This is a genomic window from Frigoribacterium sp. VKM Ac-2836 (assembly GCF_013248995.1).
In the GTDB taxonomy this organism is placed as follows: domain Bacteria; phylum Actinomycetota; class Actinomycetes; order Actinomycetales; family Microbacteriaceae; genus Frigoribacterium.
Genome location: NZ_JABRPK010000006.1, coordinates 70,453 through 88,599 on the forward strand (window position 1 = coordinate 70,453; position 18,147 = coordinate 88,599).

Consider the following 18,147-nt stretch of genomic DNA (forward strand, 5'->3'; position numbering starts at 1 on the left):
GGTAGTCTGCCCTGGTGGACAGTGATCACCTGCACGCAGGCACGCGGGCGAGACACGATCGTGTCGACGCCGTCCTCGACGACTTCTTCGCGATGGCCAAGCGCCGCGCCGAATCGGTGGGCTGGCGTTACGTCGACCTCTGGTCGGTTCTCGAGCGGAACAGCGCCGGCGGAAAACGGTTCCGGCCCCGCATGGTCTTCACGGTCTACGACGCCCTCGGGGGTGCCGACGACGAGGCGGTCGCCCGTGTCGGCGCGGCCTTCGAGCTGCTGCACACCGCCTTGATCGTCCACGACGACGTGATCGACCGCGACTTCTCGAGACGCGGAATCCCCAACGTGTCGGGCAGTTACCGCGACACGGCGACGACGGCGGGCATCCCGACCCCCGCGGCCGAACACCGGGGCATGTCGGCCGCCGTCATCGCCGGCGACCTGGCCCTGACCGGTGCCAGCCGCATGCTGCTCGGCATCGGCTGCGCCCATCACGTCCGCACCCGCCTGCTCGATCTGCTCGACGAGGCGATCTTCGTCAGCGCGGGCGGCGAGATGGTCGACGTCGAGTTCTCGTTGGCCGCCGAACTCCCGACGGTGGACGAGATCCTCGAGATGGAGCGTGCCAAGACGGCCGTCTACTCCTTCGAGGCGCCGCTGCAGGCGGGCGCCGTCCTGGCGGAGGCGAGCGAGGCCGTCGTCACGGCCGTCGGCGACTTCGGTCGCGAGGTCGGCGTCGCCTACCAGGTGGTCGACGACCTGCTCGGGGTCTTCGGCACCGAAGAGGCCACCGGCAAGACCACGAGGGGCGACCTGCGCGAGGGCAAGCGCACGGTGCTCGTCGCCCACGCCGCGACCACCGACGAGTGGTTCTCGATCCAGCCCTTCATCGGCAAGGCCGACCTCAGCGAGGCCGAGGCCGAACACGTCCGCGGACGTCTCGAGGCCAGCGGTGCCCGTGCCTTCGCCGAGGGACTCGTCGAAGAGCACGCCCGCCGGGCGCTGGACGTGCTCGACCGCGACGAGGTGCCCGAGGCCCTGCGAGAGGCGCTGACGCCGGTCGTGCAGGACGTCCTCGAGAGGGTGCGATGACTGGTCTGTCGCTGTACGACTCCGTGGCGGACGCGACCGCGGGCGGCGTGATCCGCCACTATTCGACGTCGTTCGGCCTGGCCTCGCGCCTCCTCGGCGGTGGGGTGCGCCAGCACGTCGAGAACGTCTACGCGCTCGTGCGCGTCGCCGACGAGATCGTCGACGGCCCCGCGACCGAGGCCGGTCTGGGTGCCGAGGCGGCGGGCCGGCTGCTCGACGGCTTCGAGGCCGAGACCGAGCGAGCCCTGGTCGAGGGGTTCAGCCCCAACCTCGTCGTGCACGCGTTCGCCCGCACGGCCCGCTCCACCGGTTTCGGCGCCGAGCTCACCGCCCCCTTCTTCGCCTCGATGCGGGCCGATCTGCGTGCCCGCGAGCACGACCAGGCCTCGTTCGACGCGTACGTGTACGGCTCGGCCGAGGTCGTCGGCCTGATGTGCCTGAAGGCGTTCCTGCAGGGGCACGCCTTCCCGCCGAGCACGGTCGCCGAGCTCGAAGAGGGTGCCCGGCGCCTGGGCGCGGCGTTCCAGAAGGTGAACTTCCTGAGAGACCTGGCAGCCGACTTCGAGCAGCTCGGCCGCAGCTACTTCCCCGGGGTCGACGTGACCACGTTCGACGAGCAGACCAAGACGAGACTGGTGCGAGACATCGACGACGACCTCCGCGTGAGCGGCGAGATCATCCCCGTGCTGCCGACGAGTTCCCGTCGGGCGGTGGCGCTGGCCCACGGCCTGTTCGCCGAGCTGAACCGACGTCTCGAGGCGACCCCCGCCTCCTCGCTGGTCCGGGCGCGCGTGCGCGTACCGAACCCGGTCAAGTTGCGCATCGCGGCGGGTGCCGCCGCCGGTCGCGTCACGCGACTGCCCGAGGCCCGCGCATGAGCGGCGCATCGGCCGGTCGGGGTGCCACCGGTGCCGGCACGGGCGCGTCCGACACGTCGCACGGTCTGAGCGTCACCCGGCACGGCCGCCGCGTCGTCGTGATCGGTGGCGGCATCAGCGGCCTGGCATCGGCCGCACTGCTCGCCCGAGAGGGGCACGAGGTCACGCTCCTCGAGAAGAACGACGAGGTGGGTGGCCGCGCCGGCTCCTGGAGCCACGAGGGTTTCCGCTTCGACCTCGGTCCGAGCTGGTACCTCATGCCCGAGGTCTTCGACCACTTCTTCCGGCTGATGGGCACGTCGGCGGCCGAGCGCCTCGACCTCGTCGAGCTCGACCCGGGTTACCGGGTGCTCTTCGAGCCGACGCCCGACGACCCCGCGGCCAGCGCGCCGATCGACGTGCCGCGCGGGCTCGAGCAGAACGTCGAACTCTTCGACCGGGTAGAGCCCGGCAGCGGCGAACGCATGCGCCGGTACCTGCGGTCGGCCCGCGACACCTACGAGATCGCCAAGCGGCGGTTCCTCTACACGAGCTTCGGCAGCCTCACGCCGCTGCTGAGGGGTGACGTGCTGGTGCGCCTGCCCAAGCTGGCGCGGCTCTTGCTGACGAGCCTCGACTCGTACGCGTCCCGCACGGTCACCGACCCGCGCCTCCGTCAGATCCTCGGGTATCCCGCCGTGTTCCTCGGTTCGTCCCCCTTCGACACCCCGAGCATGTACCACTTGATGAGCACGCTCGACCTCGACGACGGGGTCCTCTACCCGCAGGGCGGGCTGATCTCGGTGATCGAGGCGATCCGCGACGTGGCCGTCGAGGCCGGGGTGACCATCGTGACGGGTGCCACCGTGACGCGCATCGTCACCCAGCCCCTCGGAGCCGAGGGAGCCGCCCTGCCTCGGGGGTCGAAGGCGACCGCCGAAGCGACCGGGGTCGACTGGGCGGATGCCGCGGGTGACGAGCACCGCGCCGACGCCGACCTCGTGGTGAGCGCCGCCGACCTGCACCACACCGAGACGCGACTGCTGCCCCGCGAGCTGCGGACGTACGACGAGACGTACTGGGCGAAGAAGAACCCCGGGCCGAGCGCCCTGCTGATGTACCTGGGCGTCGAAGGAGAGATCCCCGAGCTCGAGCACCACACCCTGCTCTTCGCCCGGGACTGGCACGAGAACTTCGAGCGGATCTTCGGTGCCGACAAGCGCATCCCCGACCCGCCGTCGCTCTACGTCTGCAAGCCGAGCACGGTCGACCCCTCGACGGCTCCGGCCGGTCACACGAACCTCTTCGTCCTGGTGCCGCTGCCCGCCGACCCGGCGCTCGGCTCCGGCGACCTCGACGGGGACGGCGATCCGATGATCGAGCGTCTCGCCGACGGTGTCATCGCCCAGATCGCCGAGTGGGCGAAGGTGCCCGACCTCGCCTCGCGGGTGGTGGTCCGACGCACCCGCGGCCCTCGTGACTTCGTCGACGACGTCAACGCCTGGAGCGGCAGCATGCTCGGCCCCGCGCACACGCTCGCCCAGAGCGCCCTGTTCCGCACGGGCAACGTCTCGACGCGCGTCGATTCGCTGTTCTACGCGGGCGGTTCGGTCCGCCCGGGCATCGGTCTGCCGATGTGCCTGATCAGCGCCGAAGTGCTGCTGAAGAACCTGCGAGGCGACACGAGCACCGAGCCGCTGCCCGAGCCGTCGACGACCGAACCGTCGCCCGCCGAGTCCGCCGCCGACTGATGGGCTTCGTCTACCTCGCGGCGTTGCTCGTGTCGCTCCTCGGCATGGTCGTCCTCGACCGGCGGTTCACTCTCTTCTTCTGGCGCGACGTGCCCCGGGCAGCGGTGACGCTGCTGGTCGGCGTCGGCTTCTTCTTGATCTGGGACATCGTCGGCATCGACCTCGGCATCTTCTTCCGGGGCGAGACCTCGTTCATGACCGGAGTCCTCGTGGCGCCCGAGCTGCCGCTCGAAGAGGTCTTCTTCCTGACCCTGCTGTGCTACCTGACCATGAACCTGCTGGCCGGGACCCGCATCCTCGCGGCGACGGTGCTCGACCGTCGCGCCCCAGGGGTCCCGGCGGACGGTGCACGGTCGTGACCTACTGGGCCGTCAACGCGGTCTTCCTGGCGATCGTCGCCGTGGTCGGCCTGCTGGCGCTGGTGACCGCAGCGGTGCGCGGGCGAGCCGTACGCGCCTCCTCGTCCCCGGCCCTGACGTCGCGGCGGCGTCGCGAGCGTCTGCTGGGGGCCGGTCTCGCGACCGGGGTGCTGCTCGTGATGACCGCGGTGTTCGACAACGTCATGATCGGCATCGGACTGGTCGGGTACGACGCCACCCGGATCAGCGGCGTCTTCGTCGGCATCGCCCCGCTCGAGGACTTCGCCTACGCCGTCGCGGCGCTCGTGCTGCTGCCGTCGGTGTGGGTGCTGCTCGGCGGTCCGAAGACGCCCCGGGTGCCCGTGACTCGGGCGGCCGCGACAGCCGAGGAGGCGCGCTCGTGACCACGGTCAAGGCCCTGTTCGTCTCGTCCCGGCCCCTGAGCTGGATCAACACGGCGTTCCCGTTCGCCGCGGCGTACGTGCTGACGTCGCTGCTCGGCGGCGGCGGTGGCGTGGACTGGACCGTCCTCGTCGTCGGCGCCCTGTACTTCCTCGTCCCGTACAACCTCGCGATGTACGGCATCAACGACGTCTTCGACTACGAGAGCGACCTGCACAACCCGCGCAAGGGCGGCGTCGAGGGGGCGCTGCTCGACCGGAGCCTGCACCGCACGACGTTGCGTGCCGCGGTGATCACGAACCTGCCCTTCCTGGTGTTCCTCGTGATGGTCGGAGGCCCCGCCAGTTGGCTCGTCCTGGCCGTCAGCGTCTTCGCCGTCATCGCCTACTCGGCCCCCGGGCTGCGCTTCAAGGAGCGCCCGTTCGTCGACTCCGTCACCTCGAGCACCCACTTCGTCAGCCCGGCCGTCTACGGGCTCGTGTTGGCCGGGGCGGCGTTCACACCCGAACTGTGGGCGCTGCTCGGCGCGTTCTTCCTCTGGGGCGTCGCGAGTCACGCGTTCGGCGCCGTGCAGGACGTGCTGGCCGACCGCGAGGGCGGCATCTCGTCGATCGCGACCGGGATCGGTGCCCGCGCCACGGTGCGCCTCTCGGTGGTCGCGTACCTGCTGGCCGGCGTGCTGCTGACCTTCACCGAATGGCCGGGCCCCCTCGCGGCCCTCTTGACGTTGCCCTACGCGATCAGCTGCGCACCGTGGTGGAACGTGACCGACGACCGGGCAGAAGAGGTCAACCGCGGTTGGCGTCGCTTCCTGGCGCTCAACTTCGTCAGTGGGTTCGTCGTGACGATGCTGATGATCTGGTGGGTGTTCCTGCGGGGCTGATGCCGCGCCTCCTGCGGTCGTCGCACGCCGCAGCCGGGTGCGGTACGAGGCTCAGAGCCCGTCGGCCCGGTCGGCCCGGTCCGTCGGGTCGGGTCGCCAGCCGAGGTTGACCGCCACCGTGCGGAGGAACCGCACGGTGGTCGCGTGGGCACCCGGCTCGGCCCCCTGGACGGCCTCGTCACGGATGCCCTCGACGACGTCGACCAGCTTGTGGTGTGCGAGGCCTCCGCGCTCGGTGAGGGTGTAGCGGCCACCACCGACTCCGTCGGTCGCGAGGCTCACCCAGCCGCTCTCGACCAGTTCGGCCAGGTGGTCGGCGCTCGACTCGCCCGTGCTCGGGTCGAGGAAGGGCGCGACGGCACCGTCGAGGGCGGCGCGCGTCGCCGGGCCGCGGTCGAGCAGGGCGAGCAGCTGCCACTGGCGGCGGGTGACCCCGTGCTCGTCGAGCACCTCGTCGAAGCGCCGGTCGATCAACCCGTCGACGAGCGTCAGCCAGAAGCCGATCGGGCGTCCCCGGCCCACGGCCAGGTCGTCGTCGACGCTGCCGAGGTCGAAGGGTGCGGGTGTGTCGTCGGCCGGCGGGGTGACCTCGCCTCCGTCTGCGGAACGTCGTCGGTCCATGGACGGCACCGTACACCGCGCGGACCTCCGCCTCGAGAGGGATCTTCCGATGGATTCACCTGCCCGAAAGCCAACGGCAAGGCCGCGGCCTTACATTCGAGCCGTGACCACCTCGAGCGCCGTCGCGCCTGCTCCACTCGCCACGCGGCTGCACCGCCGTCGAGCACGCGTGCAGGCGCATCCGCGTGGCCTGCTCTACGGCTTCGTCGCCGTCCACGCCGCCGTCTTCCTGGTGTTGACGCCACTGATGATCGGCGGCGGGGTCAGCGGCGACCTCCCCCTCTACCGCCTCTGGGCGACCGGGGCCCTGAGTGACGGCGTCTGGCCGGTCCTCGACTTCTCCTGGGTCTACCCGGCCGGGGCGATCGTGCCGATCGTGCTGCCGAACGTCTTCGGCGAGCAGCACTATCAGTTCGTCTGGCTGGCACTGTTGACCACCCTCGACGCCGTCGCGCTCTGGCTGCTGACCGACCGCGGTCGGTGGACGGTCGACAACGAGGCCGCCTGGTGGTGGCTGCTCGTGACGCTCCTGCTCGCCCCGGTGGCGTTCCTGCGGCTCGAAGGCTTCAGCGCGCCCTTGGTCGTCGCCGCCCTGATGCTGCTGTCGAGGCGTCCCCGTGTGGCCGGCCTGTTGCTGGCCGTGGCGACCTGGATCAAGGTCTGGCCGGCGGCCGTCGTCGCGGCCGTCGTCGTCGGTTCGAGACACCGCGTGGTCGTGGTGCGCGCCGGTGTGCTGGTCACCATGGTCGTCGTGTCGTGCGTCCTGCTCGGCCGTGGAACGGACGACATCACGAGCTTCGTCACGATGCAGTCGGGGCGGGCCCTCCAGCTCGAGTCGACGCTCGCGACGCCGTGGCTCTGGATGGCGATGCTGCGCGTCCCCGGCGCCTCCGTCTACCAGAACGTCGCCCTCGCCACCCGCGAGGTGATGGGACCGGGCGACACCTGGATGATCAACGACAGCACCCAGGTCATGCTCGCCGTCCTGATGCTGCTGGCCGGTGTCCTGGCCGTGGCCACCTTCGGCCTGCCCGTGTCGGGTGGGTTCCGGAGGCGCGGGCCGGCGGCGTCCGCCGGTCCCGTGACCGTCGTCGTGGCTCGTGACCGCGGCGGCGAGTTCGGCACGGTGCTGCTCGGCGCCCTGACCCTCACGCTCGCCTTCGTCGTGTTCAACAAGGTGGGCTCACCGCAGTACCTGCTCTGGATCGTGCCGATCGTCGCCGTCGGCTACTCCGCGCGCCCCGAGGCGTTCCGCACGCCGGCCGTGTTGACCGCCTGGGCCTCGGGGCTCACGACGCTCGTCTTCCCGATCCTCTACCGGCCTCTCATCGAGCTCAACCCGCTGGCGGTGCTGGTGCTCGGCGCCCGCAACAGCCTGCTCGTCGTCCTGTTCTGCTGGTGCACGGCGCGACTCGTGCGGCTGGCGGTCGTCATGGTGCGCAGCGAGGCGTTCGAGGTGCGGGTCCCCCTGGTGGCGACCAGCGCCTCCTGACGGCTGTGCCTGACGGCTGTGCCTGACCGCTGTGCCTGACCGCTGTGCCTGACCGCTGTGCCTGACGGCTCGTCCCCGGGTGTCGGGCAGGCGGTGTCGTCCCCCGGTGGCTCGCCAATCTGGGCCGTGTGCTCCGTCTCGTGCCAGCGTGGAGGGCCTACCTGCCACCACGAGCCAAGGAGCACTCATGAAAGGCAAGATCCTCTTCGTCGCAGGAGCGGCCGTCGGGTACGTCCTCGGAGCCCGCGCGGGCCGCGGCGCCTACGTCAAGATCAAGGACCAGGCCGAGAGCCTGTGGGAGAACCCGACCGTCCAGAAGGGCGTGCAGCAGGCCGAGGGCTTCGTGAAGGAGAACGCTCCGGTCGTCGCCAAGAAGGCCCAGGACGTCGCGAACGACGCCGCCCACGCGGTCGGTGCCAAGGCGAAGTCCGTCTCGGGCAAGGGCTCGGACGCCACCGACAAGGCCGCCGCCAAGGCGACCGAGGCGGCGCGCAAGGCCGCCGACAAGGTGAACGAGAAGGCCGACGACGTCACGAAGCAGACCTCGGGCACCAGCCCCGACGACGACAAGCTGCCGGGGGTGACGGTCGGTGAGTGACCTGAAAGCACCCGAACAGAGCACCAAGCGGTCACTCGGCTCGTTGATCGGCAGCCTGCCTGAGCTGATCTCGCGCCTGATCCGCGGCGAGATCGCGCTCGCCAAGACCGAGCTCGCGACCAAGGCCAAAGAAGCCGGGGTGGGTGTCGGGCTGTTGGTCGGTGCCGCGTTGTTCGGTTTCTTCCTGCTCGCCGTCCTCATCACGGCCGGCGTCCTGGGTCTGTCGACCGTCGTCGCCCCGTGGCTCGCGGCGCTGATCGTGGCCGCCGTCCTGCTCGTGATCACCGCGGTGTTGGCGCTGCTCGGCGTCAAGGCCCTCAAGAAGGGCGTGCCGCCGACCCCCGAGAAGGCCGTCGCCAGCGTGAAGGCCGACGTCAGCGCGTTGAAAGGGCAGGGCAGCCATGACCCCGAGAAACACTGACGCCGGCGGTGGGGACGCGCACGGCAAGGGCGACCGGCCCGACCCCCGTGCCGAGCTCGCCGAGGCCCGCGCGGCCGAGGAGCGCGCCGACGCCCACGGCAGCACGTCGCCCGACAAGGACGCCGAGAACGCCACCGGGCCCCGCCCCGGCGCGAGCATTCCCGAGATCGAGCTCGACCTCGCCCGCACCCGTGAAGAGTTCGCGGCCACGCTCGACGCCATCGAAGACAAGTTGAGCGTCCCCGCGCACGCCCGTCGACTGAAGGCGAGTGTCAAGCGGCGGCTCGACAGCGACCCGAAGCCCGTCGTGGCAGCTGCTGCCGCAGGCACCGTGGGCGTCGTGGCTCTCGTCGCCGGCATCGTCAAGACGATCAGGCGCTGACCGGTGGCCCAGAAGAGCACCGAACGCGAGCAACAGTCGCCCGACGAGGAGGACTCGCGCAAGCCGCAGGACCTCACCGACATCTCGAAACCGTCGTGGGGCTACCTGTTGGGCAAGACCTTCCGTGAATTCACGCGAGACCAGTGCACCGACCTCGCCGCCGCGCTCACGTACTACGCCGTGCTCGCGATCTTCCCGGCGCTGCTGGCGATCGTCTCGTTGCTCGGCGTGGTGGGGCAAGCGGATTCGACCGCCAAGACCCTGCTCGACCTCGTCTCGCAGTTCGGCTCGCCGCAGGTAGCAGACCTGCTCCGCGACCCGATCATGCAGCTCACCGGTTCGCCGGCCGCCGGGGTCGCCCTCGTCGTCGGTGTGCTCGGCGCGCTCTGGTCGGCGTCCGGTTACGTCGGGGCGTTCGGGCGGGCGATGAACCGCGTCTACGGCATCGACGAGGGGCGACCGATCTGGAAGCTCCGTCCGACCATGCTCGGCGTCACGGCGTTCACGGTCGTGCTGATCGTGGTCGCCGCGCTCATCCTGGTCATCAGCGGCCCCGTGGCCAGGACGGTCGGCGACCTCGTCGGGCTGGGCAGCACCGCGGTCTTCGTGTGGGACATCGCGAAGCTCCCGATCCTCGCGATGATCGCCATCGTGATCGTCGCGGTGCTCTATTACTGGGCGCCGAACGTCAAGCAGCCGAAGTTCAAGTGGATGAGCCTCGGGTCGCTCGTGGCGCTGGTCATCTGGACGGTCGCATCCGTGGGATTCGCGTTCTACATCGCGAACTTCTCGAACTACAACAAGACCTACGGCTCGCTCGGCGCGGTCATCGTCTTCCTGCTGTGGCTCTGGATCACCAACAACGCCCTGCTCTTCGGGGCCGAGTTCGACGCCGAGCTCGAGCGCGGTCGCGAGTTGCAGGCCGGCCTCCGGGCCGAGCGCGACATCCTGCTGCCGCCCCGCGACACCGCCCAGAGCGAGAAGAAGGCCGCGGCCCTCGCCAAGGACGAGCTCGCCGGCATGCGTCTGCGCCAGGCCGCCGCGGCGACGATCGAACGGAACGGCGACGAGGTGCCCGAGCCGGACGGCGAAGGCGGCTCCGAGGCGTCCGAGTCGGACCGCAAGAAAGACGAGCGCGCCGAAGACGAGCGCTCGAAACGCGACCGTTCGAAGGGCGACCGCGACGACTAGGTGACCTCCGCGCAGGACGCGACCCGCGCCTCCTCGGCTCTCATGAGCTCAGGAGGCGCGGGTCGTCTCTCGTGCGGCGGCATCGGTCACCCGGCTGGCACCGGTCACCGCCTGGCGAACGTCGTAGCCGGCGTGCCGAACCCGAACCGCGCGTGTGTGTCTAGCGTGCCGAACCCGACCTGCGCGTGTGCGTCGAGCGTGCCGAACCCGACCATGCGGCGGCGACACGCCGCCCGTCAGGTTCTTCGGACGGCGTGTCGTTCTCGGATGGTCGCGAATTGCACACCGGGGTGGAGGTGCCGTGCGTCGGAGGGGTGGGTCAGAACGAGAAGCCGAGCTCGGCGGGGTAGTCGCCTCGGGCGGTGAGGGTGGTGGCGGCGTCGCGCAGGTGCGAGAGCGTCAGGCCCATCGTGGTCGGACCGAAGCTGACCCGTGAGACACCGAGTTCGGCCAGGCGGGCGAGCGGAACGGAGGACGGGTTCGAGATGACGCTGACCTTGCCGTGGATCTGGTCGAGGGCGGCCATCACGAGGTCTTCGGTGCCCAGGCCGAGGACGAACGCGCAGTCGGCCCCGGCGTCCAGGTAGGCGTTGGCTCGGGTGATCGCGTCGTCGAACGAGTCGGGGTCACCTGCCAGGGCGTCGACCCGGGCGTTGATCACGATCGGCACACCGGCGCGGTCACCGGCCCGGCGGGCGGCGGCGATCTTCGAGACCTGGGTGTCGATGTCGTAGAGCGGCGCCTTGGCCTGGCCGATGCTGTCCTCGATGTTGAGGCCGGCGGCGCCTTCTTCGATGAGGCGGAAGACGTTGTCGAGCGTGCCGGCGGCATCGGTCGCGTAGGCCTTCTCGAAGTCGACCGAGACGGGAAGGTCGACCGACCGGATCACGATGCGCGCGGCGGCCAGCATGTCGTCGACGTCGAGACCCTCGCCGTCCTCGACGCCGTGCGCCTCGCTGATCGAGTGGGAGGCGGTGGCCAGTGCCTTGACGCCCGGCGCACTCGCGACGATGCGCGCGGTGATGCTGTCCCAGACGTTCGTGACGATCAGCGGGTCACCGGGGACGTGCAAGGAACGGAGGAGTTCGGCCTTCTCGGCCGTGCTGGAGATCGACATGCCCCCAGCCAACCAGCCCGGGCTGTCCGGCACCAGCCCGGGCACGCTCCCTCGAGATGTCACGACGTGCCGCTCACCTCTGAACCTGAGCGGCACGTCCTGACACCTCGCGTCTCCTCCCCACCTCTCCTCGTGCAGGGAGAACTCACAGGCGCGGTTGGCCTCCACCGGCATGCGTCGGGGGCGGCCACGCTCGAGGGGTGCCGCTCGACCTTCCTTCCCCGCTGGTGGACCGGGCGTTCGCCGTCGCCGAGGCCCGGGCGCTGGGTGTGGGTCCGGACCGACTGCGCCGGGCCGACCTCAGGGCACCCCATCACGGTGTGCGCACCCGCCGGACGGCCGTCGGCCTGGCGGATCGCTGCCGAGACCTCGTCCCCGTGCTTCCGCCGGGGACGGTCTTCAGCCACACCACGGCGTTGGCCTTGTGGCAGCTACCCCTGCCCCGGGGACTCGACGTCGAGGGAGGGCCGCTGCACGTCGAGTCGACGGGCGGCGGTCGGGTCCGCCGGGCCGGGGTGATCGGGCACATCGGGCGCGTCGACACGGTGGGCAGGTCCGAGTACCGGGTACGGGGTCTGCCGGTCGTCGACCCGCTGACGGCCTGGGCCCAGTCGGCCGTGGGTCTCCCTCTCGAAGACCTCGTGACCGTCGCGGACGCCCTGGCGGGACGGTGGTCGCCGTTCGCCCCGGCCCGGGGAATTCCCTTCGGGCAGCTGTCCGACCGCGTGACGGCCTGGGGATCTCGCCGGAACGCGTCCGTGCTGCGTGGCGCGTTGGCGCTGGCGCGCCCCGGGGTGTGGTCGCCGCAAGAGACCCGGATGCGCCTGCTGTTGGAACGAGCGGGTGTGACCGGCCTGGTGCCGAACCACCCGGTGGACGACGAGCACGACCGGCTCGTCGGCATAGCGGATCTCGCCGACGTCTCCGCCCGAGTGGCCATCGAGTACCAGGGCGACCACCACCGCACCGATCGAGACACGTACCGCAGTGACCTGCAGCGACGCGAGGACTTCGAGGACGCGGGTTGGCGGCAGGTGCAGGCCTCGGATGACGACCTCGGCCCGCGCTCGGCGGTGTTCGTGGCCCGGGTGCAGCGGCTCGTCATCGGGCGGGGCGGGAGCCCTGCAGGGGACGAGATGTCACGACGTGCCGCTCACGATCAAAGGTGAGCGGCACGTCGTGACATCTCGCGGAATGCCGCGGCGCGCGGCCAGGAACTGCTAGTCGCGGCGCAGGACGAGCTCGCTGAGGGGCAGGCGCTCGCGGGGGGCGGTCTCGCGCTCGGCGAGGGCCTCGATCAGCTTGTCGGCCTCGTCGACGACGCCGACGGCCGTGACGGTGACGGGCTTCAGGTTGTCGGTCAGGCCGAACGCGGCGACGATCTCGTCCCATTCGACGCCGGCCATCTGGTGCGTGTGGAAGCCCTCGGCGTGGGCCTGGACGCTCAGGTGGGCGATGGCCTGGCCGAGGTCGTACTCGGCCCACTGACGCACCTCGCCGTCGACGGTCGAGGTCTCGGCGACGGCGACGACGAGCGCCGACGCGTTGCCCGCCCAGGCGGCGTTGAATCCCATGAGGGCCTTGACGATGGTGTCGAACGTGGCCGTGCCGCGGCGGCCGACGACGAAGCGGCGAGGCTGCGTGTTCGCGGCGGACGGTGCCCAGCGTGCGGCCTCGAGCAGGGCGTCGAGCTGACGGTCCGAGATCTCGGCGGTCGGGTCGAACGAGCGGGGGCTCCAGCGCTCATCGAGCAGCGGCACGAGCGGCGCGCTCGTCTCGGCGGTGCGGAGGGTGGTCGGGGCGGCGGTGGTCTCGGAGATCGACATGGCGACGCTTTCTTCTCGGAACGGTGTGAGGGGTCGAGGCGCGTCATCGAGCCACGGTCAGCACAACTCCGTGTGCGCACGCATGATTCCCGTGGGGGTGACAGATCGTCAGGAGGCGCGGGTCGCCTCGGCGAGGACGGCCGCCACCCGGCCGGGCACGGTCTCGTCCTGCAGGCTCGTCGTGTCGCCGAGCGGGCGGCCGTCGACGATGTCGGCCAGCAGCCGCCGCATGATCTTGCCCGAGCGGGTCTTGGGCAGGTCGGGCACGACGAGCACGGTGGCGGGCTTCGCGATCGGCCCGATCTGGTCGGCCACGTGGGCACGCAGCGCGGGGGAGAGCGACCCCGAGAGCGGAGCCCACACCGCCGGCTCGGCGGCGTCCCCGGCGTCTCGCACCGCGCCTCCTTCCGGTCGCGCGGACGGCACCACGAAGGCGGCGATCGCCTGACCGGTGCGCGCGTCGGCCACGCCGACCACGGCCGCCTCGGCGACGGCCGGGTGCGCGACGAGGGACGACTCGATCTCGATGGTCGACAGACGGTGACCCGACACGTTGATCACGTCGTCGACCCGGCCCAGCAGCCAGATGTCGCCGTCCGCGTCGTACTTCGCGCCGTCGCCCGAGAAGAACCAGCCCTGCCGCCAGTACGTGGCCCAGTAGCTGTCGCGGTAGCGCTCGGGGTCACCCCACACGGTGCGGGCCAGCGCTGGCCCGGTCTGCTGCACGACGAGGTAGCCGCCGCTGCCGTTCGGCACGCGCTCGCCGGCGTCGTCGACCACCGCGGTCGACAGCCCGGGCAGGGCCCGCAGCGACGAGCCCGGCTTGAGGGTGTCGGCGCCGGGCAGCGGGGCCATGACGGCGGCCCCCGTCTCGGACTGCCACCAGGTGTCGACGATCGGGCAGCGGCCGCGGCCGAACTGCTCGTGGAACCACACCCACGCCTCGGGGTTGATGGCCTCGCCCACCGTGCCGAGCAGGCGGAGCGACGACAGGTCGTAGCGGTCGGGCAGCCCCTCGGGGAACCAGGACGACAGCGTCCGCACCAGCGTGGGCGCCGTGTAGTAGGTGGTGACGCCGTAGCGCTCGATGATCTCGAGGTGTCGGGCGGGGTGCGGGGTGTCGGGCGTGCCCTCGTAGATGACCTGGGTCAGGCCGTTCGACAGCGGGCCGTAGATCTCGTAGGTGTGCGCCGTGACCCAGGCGAGGTCGGCCGTGCACCAGTGCACGTCGTCGGGTTTGGCGTCGAAGACGGCCCAGTGGGTCCAGTTCGCCTGCGTCAGGTAACCGCCGCTCGTGTGCACGAGCCCTTTGGGCTTGCCCGTCGTACCGCTCGTGTACATGATGAACAGCGGCGTCTCGGCGTCGAAGAACTCGGGCTCGTCGGTGTCGGGCTGTGGGTCGACGACGTCGTGCCACCAGAGGTCGCGGCCCTCGGTCCAGGGCACGTCGGGCGTCCGGTCACCGGTCCGTCGGACGACGAGCACGTGCTCGATCTCGTTGTCACCGCTGACGGCGTGGTCGGCGTTCGCCTTGACCGGAACGGCGGCCCCGCGACGGAACTGCCCGTCGGTCGTCACCAGCAGCTTGGCGCGGGTGTCTTCGACCCGGAACTTCAGGGCCTCGCCCGAGAAGCCGCCGAACACGAGCGAGTGGATCGCCCCGAGCCGCGCGATCGCCAGCGTCACGACGATCGTCTCGGCGATGACCGGCAGGTAGACCACCACCCGGTCGCCCCTGCCGACGCCCAGCGACCGCAGGCCGTTCGCCGCCTTGACGACCTCGCGCTGCAGCTGCGCGTAGGTGATGTCGCGGCGGTCGCCGGGCTCGCCCTCGACGTGCAGGGCGACCTTGTCGCCGAGGCCTGCATCGACGTGGCGGTCGACGCAGTTCACGGCGACGTTGAGTGTTCCGTCGGCGAACCAGGTGGCCTCGGGCACCGTGAGCTCGCCGTCCGGCCCCTCGGAGACGGGTTTCCAGGTGTGGGCGACCGTCCACGGCGTGTGCCAGTCGAGCCGCTGCGACGCCTCGGCCCAGAACGCGACCGGGTCGGCGGCGGCTCGCGCGTGCTCGGCGGACGTGACGTTGGCCCCCTCGACGAGTGCAGGAGGCGCGGTGAAGGTCCGTCGCTCGTCGAGCAGGTTCGAGATGGTGTCGCTGGTGGCCATGGGTTCCACGCTACGGGCGGCACGGCGGCGGCGGCTGCCTCGCGGCAACGCTGCGTAACGCGCGCACGATCGGGAGGGTGGGGACGAGGCGCCGCGGGTCGGCCCCGGGCACCGGCCGACCTAGGATGGTCCGCGACCCGCCGCCGCCCGCCTGGAGGACCACTCGTGACCAAGGCCCCCACCGTGTACGACGTGGCCGCTCACGCCGGCGTGTCGATCGCCACGGTGTCGAGGGTGCTGCGCCGTCCCGACGACGTGCGCCCCGAGACCCGCGGACGGGTGCTCGAGTCGGTGCGGGCGCTCGGTTACGTGCCGAGCGGCGCGGCCCGCGGTCTCGCCGGTCGACGGACGGGCGTGCTCGGGCTCTTCCTGCCGGGCCACGACGGCATCGACGGCCCGGAGCCCGACTGGGCGCGGGTGGCCGACGCGACCCGCATCCCGCTGATCGACGACCGTGAGGGAGCGGGGGCGTCCCACCCCACGCAGGCGCGTCCCGGTGTGACGACCCACGCCGCGCCTCCAGGGCCGGACCACGGCTCGAACCCGGCGAACCTCTATTTCGACGAGGTGCTCCGCGGCGCCGAGGTCGAGGCCTGGCGGCGTGGTTTCGCCCTGATGGTGGCCGCCGGCCGCGGGTCGAGCCGTGAGGTGATGGTGAACGACATCGCAGGCCGCGTCGACGGGCTCGCCGTGTTGGCCCAGACCGTGCCGGGCGACCTGCTCGCGCACGTGTCGCGGCGCATCCCCGTCGTGGTGTTGGCCGATTCCCGCCCGGGCGACGAGCTCGACCACGTCGGCGTCGACAACGTCGCCGGCATGCACGCCCTGACCGACTTCGTCCTCGGCACGCACGGGGCACGAGACGTGGCCTACGTCGCCGGCCCGTCCGACTCGCCCGACGAGCTCGACCGTCACGCCGGTTTCGACCGGGCCCTCGCGGCCCATCGGGAGTCGGGCGCGCGCGTCGCCGCCCGGGTCGAACCGGGCGAGTTCTCCCGCGCCGGTGGTCGCCGGGCGGCGGCGGCCCTGCTGGCGGCCGGAGAGCTGCCGCGGGCCGTCCTCTGCGCGAACGACCAATCGGCCCTCGGCGTCCTCGACGTCTTCGTCGAGCAGGGCGTCGACGTCCCCGGCCGCGTGCTCGTGACGGGTTTCGACGGTATCGACGCCGGCCGGTTCTCCCGACCCCGCCTGACCACGGTGCGTCAGCCGATGGGTGAGCTCGGCCGTCTGGCCGTGCGGGCGGTCGTGCAGCGCCTCACCGACCCCGGCGCGCCCCCGCAGCGAATCACGCTGCCGGTCGAGGTGTTGCTGCGCGAGAGCTGTCCCGCGCTCTGAGTGACGCCCGCCCGCGGTCGCCGCGCCGCGCCTCCTGCCTGGCGAGATGTCACGACGCGCCGCTCACGTCTGGAGGTGAACGGCACGTCGTGACAGCTCGGCAGCCCTACCGGAGCCCGCCCTGCCCGGTGTCGGCCCCGGTGACGCTGCCGTCGTCGGGCCCGAAGACGAAATAGTGCACACGGTCGGCGTCGACCCCGTGGCCGATCAGGGCCGCGCGGGCGATCGCCATGAACGGCAACGGCCCGCACAGGAACACCCGGTGCGACGCGGTCAGGTCGACCCGGGCGAGGTCGATCGGGTCGAGGTAGACGCCCGGCCCGTCGATGGAGGCCGCGGCCAGCGCGCTGAGTGCCGAGAGCGCCCCCTGTGTGTAACTGACCCGCAGCGTCGCGTTCGGCATCGACGCGACCAGCGCCTCGAGCTCGACCCGGTGGGCGTGCCGCTCGGGTGTGCGCTCGAAGTGCAGGGCCGTCACGACGCGGTCCGGCTCGGTGCGGGCCAGGTGGTCGAGCATGCCGAGCACGGGGGTGCAGCCGATGCCGGCCGAGACGAAGAGCAGCGGGGCGTCGTCGAGGTCGTCGATCGTCAGTGAGCCGATCGGGGGCGAGACGCTCACCACGTCGCCCACCCGCAGCTCGTGCATGAGGTGCGACGAGACCTCGCCGTCGGGCGCGGGCGGTTCGCCGGCCAGCAGCCGGGCGCTGATGCGCCACTGCTCGTCGTGCCCGCCGCGCAGGCTGTACTGCCGGATCTGACGCGCACCGTCGGCCAGCCGCACCTGCACCGACGCGAACTGGCCGGCACGGTACCGCGGCAGCGCCTCGCTGTCGGCCGAGACGAGGGTGAGCGCGACGACGTCCTCGGCCTCGACTCGGTGCTCGGTGACGAGGGCCTCGCGCCACTCGTCGCCGGGCTCGAGGTCGGACTGCCGGTAGATCGCCTCGACCGTCGTCGCCATCTCGTCGCGGGCCTGGTGGTACACGGCCGCCCAGGCGTCGGCCACCTCGGGCGTCAGGTCCGGGCCGAGAGCCTGCGCGAACGCCTCGCCGAGATGCCGCTCGAACAGGTCGTACTCGTCGCGCGTCACGCCGAGCGCCGCGTGTCGCTGTGCCAGCCGCGAGACGATCTCGCCGGGTGTCGCGGGAGCCAGGGTCGGCGCACCGGCCTGGCGGGCGGTGTCGACGCCGGACGGCCGGCCACCCGAGGAGGCGCGGTGCCGGTCGGTGCCCGCCTCGCGCCCCGACCCCGGGGCCGCGTCGAGCACGGCCTCGGCCAGGGCCACGATCGTCCGGGCGAGTTCGCGTTGCTGCCTGCCCTGCGCGAGGTCGCCCCGGTTGAATCGGTCGCGCAACAGGTCGGGTCGTGAGGCGAACAGGCGGCGGTAGAAGTCGTCGGCGATGTCGTGCGCCCGCTCGGCGACCGCGGGCACGGAGGCGCGCAGCGCTCGCAGCTGGGTCGTGCTGGCCATGCGGGTCCCTCCGGTCGGCCGCGGCACCGCGACCGGTGCCCGACGCCGATTCTGGCGTGCGGGCCCTGGCATCCCCTGACGGTTGGCTCGGCGTCGAACGATCTCGCGCCTCCTCGTCCGGCCTTCTGCTTGCGCAGCGGTTATGTATGCGCTTACAGTGGGCCCAGCTCACCTCGACGACGAATGAGAG

18 protein-coding genes are annotated in these 18,147 nt (G+C 71.5%); 13 read left to right on the top strand and 5 right to left on the bottom strand.

Annotated features, from left to right (window positions below; all coding sequences use genetic code 11):
• Positions 1–14: 14 nt before the first annotated feature.
• The 6 genes from HRF36_RS14695 to HRF36_RS14720 are packed head-to-tail and all read left to right on the top strand — an operon-like array spanning position 15 to position 5,337.
• The gene (locus HRF36_RS14695) at positions 15–1,085 is read left to right on the top strand and encodes a polyprenyl synthetase family protein (RefSeq protein WP_371740215.1); all 1,071 of its coding nucleotides are present in this window, start codon (positions 15–17) and stop codon (positions 1,083–1,085) included.
• The gene (locus HRF36_RS14700) at positions 1,082–1,963 is read left to right on the top strand and encodes a phytoene/squalene synthase family protein (RefSeq protein WP_173211163.1); all 882 of its coding nucleotides are present in this window, start codon (positions 1,082–1,084) and stop codon (positions 1,961–1,963) included. The genes HRF36_RS14695 and HRF36_RS14700 overlap by 4 nt, the downstream gene beginning before the upstream one ends.
• Positions 1,960–3,693 (top strand): phytoene desaturase family protein, encoded by a 1,734-nt coding sequence (gene crtI, locus HRF36_RS14705; protein WP_173211165.1) that lies wholly within the window; start codon positions 1,960–1,962, stop codon positions 3,691–3,693. Before HRF36_RS14700 ends, crtI begins: the two co-directional genes overlap by 4 nt.
• Positions 3,693–4,052 (top strand): lycopene cyclase domain-containing protein, encoded by a 360-nt coding sequence (locus HRF36_RS14710; RefSeq protein WP_173211167.1) that lies wholly within the window; start codon positions 3,693–3,695, stop codon positions 4,050–4,052. The genes crtI and HRF36_RS14710 overlap by 1 nt, the downstream gene beginning before the upstream one ends.
• Entirely contained in the window at positions 4,049–4,456 is a 408-nt protein-coding gene (locus HRF36_RS14715) for a lycopene cyclase domain-containing protein (RefSeq protein WP_173211169.1), read from the top strand. Before HRF36_RS14710 ends, HRF36_RS14715 begins: the two co-directional genes overlap by 4 nt.
• On the top strand, positions 4,453–5,337 hold the full coding sequence (locus HRF36_RS14720; protein WP_173211171.1) for a prenyltransferase: 885 nt from the start codon (positions 4,453–4,455) through the stop codon (positions 5,335–5,337). Before HRF36_RS14715 ends, HRF36_RS14720 begins: the two co-directional genes overlap by 4 nt.
• Positions 5,338–5,388: 51 nt before the next feature.
• Here the strand turns inward: HRF36_RS14720 and HRF36_RS14725 are convergent, their stop codons facing one another.
• A complete protein-coding gene (locus HRF36_RS14725; RefSeq protein ID WP_173211173.1) occupies positions 5,389–5,958 on the bottom strand; it encodes a MarR family transcriptional regulator in 570 nt (189 codons plus the stop codon).
• Between the two features lie 103 nt (positions 5,959–6,061).
• On the opposite strand from HRF36_RS14725, the gene HRF36_RS14730 reads away from it, so the two are divergent.
• From HRF36_RS14730 to HRF36_RS14750, 5 genes are all read left to right on the top strand, one after another.
• Positions 6,062–7,450 (top strand): glycosyltransferase 87 family protein, encoded by a 1,389-nt coding sequence (locus HRF36_RS14730; RefSeq protein WP_173211175.1) that lies wholly within the window; start codon positions 6,062–6,064, stop codon positions 7,448–7,450.
• A 187-nt stretch (positions 7,451–7,637) separates the two neighbouring features.
• On the top strand, positions 7,638–8,048 hold the full coding sequence (locus tag HRF36_RS14735; RefSeq protein WP_173211176.1) for a YtxH domain-containing protein: 411 nt from the start codon (positions 7,638–7,640) through the stop codon (positions 8,046–8,048).
• Positions 8,041–8,469: a phage holin family protein gene (locus tag HRF36_RS14740; protein WP_173211178.1), complete on the top strand. Its 429-nt coding sequence runs from the start codon at positions 8,041–8,043 to the stop codon at positions 8,467–8,469. The genes HRF36_RS14735 and HRF36_RS14740 overlap by 8 nt, the downstream gene beginning before the upstream one ends.
• The gene (locus HRF36_RS14745) at positions 8,450–8,851 is read left to right on the top strand and encodes a DUF3618 domain-containing protein (protein ID WP_173211180.1); all 402 of its coding nucleotides are present in this window, start codon (positions 8,450–8,452) and stop codon (positions 8,849–8,851) included. Before HRF36_RS14740 ends, HRF36_RS14745 begins: the two co-directional genes overlap by 20 nt.
• Before the next feature lie 3 nt (positions 8,852–8,854).
• The gene (locus HRF36_RS14750; RefSeq protein WP_173211182.1) at positions 8,855–10,042 is read left to right on the top strand and encodes a YhjD/YihY/BrkB family envelope integrity protein; all 1,188 of its coding nucleotides are present in this window, start codon (positions 8,855–8,857) and stop codon (positions 10,040–10,042) included.
• 319 nt (positions 10,043–10,361) lie between these two features.
• On the opposite strand, the gene HRF36_RS14755 is transcribed toward HRF36_RS14750, so the two are convergent.
• Entirely contained in the window at positions 10,362–11,159 is a 798-nt protein-coding gene (locus tag HRF36_RS14755) for an isocitrate lyase/phosphoenolpyruvate mutase family protein (RefSeq protein ID WP_173211184.1), read from the bottom strand.
• Between the two features lie 200 nt (positions 11,160–11,359).
• Here HRF36_RS14755 and HRF36_RS14760 point away from each other — a divergent pair, with 200 nt between their 5' ends.
• Positions 11,360–12,328 carry a hypothetical protein gene (locus HRF36_RS14760; RefSeq protein ID WP_173211185.1) on the top strand — a complete coding sequence of 323 codons (969 nt, stop codon included), beginning with the start codon at positions 11,360–11,362 and terminating at the stop codon, positions 12,326–12,328.
• Between the two features lie 51 nt (positions 12,329–12,379).
• Here the strand turns inward: HRF36_RS14760 and HRF36_RS14765 are convergent, their stop codons facing one another.
• The gene (locus HRF36_RS14765) at positions 12,380–12,985 is read right to left on the bottom strand and encodes a nitroreductase family protein (RefSeq protein ID WP_173211187.1); all 606 of its coding nucleotides are present in this window, start codon (positions 12,983–12,985) and stop codon (positions 12,380–12,382) included.
• A 108-nt stretch (positions 12,986–13,093) separates the two neighbouring features.
• Positions 13,094–15,151: an acetate--CoA ligase gene (gene acs, locus HRF36_RS14770; RefSeq protein ID WP_173211189.1), complete on the bottom strand. Its 2,058-nt coding sequence runs from the start codon at positions 15,149–15,151 to the stop codon at positions 13,094–13,096.
• Between the two features lie 165 nt (positions 15,152–15,316).
• On the opposite strand from acs, the gene HRF36_RS14775 reads away from it, so the two are divergent.
• Positions 15,317–16,486 (top strand): LacI family DNA-binding transcriptional regulator, encoded by a 1,170-nt coding sequence (locus HRF36_RS14775; RefSeq protein WP_173211191.1) that lies wholly within the window; start codon positions 15,317–15,319, stop codon positions 16,484–16,486.
• Between the two features lie 106 nt (positions 16,487–16,592).
• On the opposite strand, the gene HRF36_RS14780 is transcribed toward HRF36_RS14775, so the two are convergent.
• Complete coding sequence (locus HRF36_RS14780; protein ID WP_173211193.1) at positions 16,593–17,957, bottom strand: globin domain-containing protein; 1,365 nt, start codon at positions 17,955–17,957, stop codon at positions 16,593–16,595.
• Positions 17,958–18,147: the final 190 nt, after the last annotated feature.